Annotated in this window: 2 tRNA genes; both read left to right on the top strand. The window is 54.0% G+C overall.

Features of this window, described 5'->3' with window-relative positions:
• Positions 1-76: transfer RNA gene (locus IE163_RS03990), tRNA-Glu, on the top strand.
• Positions 77-129: 53 nt separating this feature from the next.
• A tRNA-Ala gene (locus IE163_RS03985) sits at positions 130-205 on the top strand.
• The last annotated feature ends 8 nt before the right edge of the window (positions 206-213 follow it).

Below are 213 nucleotides of genomic sequence, written 5' to 3'. Positions count from 1 at the left end.
GTCCCCTTCGTCTAGAGGCCTAGGACACCGCCCTTTCACGGCGGTAACAGGGGTTCGAATCCCCTAGGGGACGCCATTTTAAGTAAAGTGGCTACTGTTTCCCAGAGTAGGTAATATACCGAATTATTCGGGGCTATAGCTCAGCTGGGAGAGCGCTTGCATGGCATGCAAGAGGTCAGCGGTTCGATCCCGCTTAGCTCCACCAATTTCCAG

The sequence above is a fragment of the Alishewanella longhuensis genome, from assembly GCF_014653435.1.
GTDB classification, from domain to species: Bacteria; Pseudomonadota; Gammaproteobacteria; order Enterobacterales; family Alteromonadaceae; genus Alishewanella; species Alishewanella longhuensis.
This window is presented reverse-complemented; position numbering and strand designations above follow the sequence as displayed.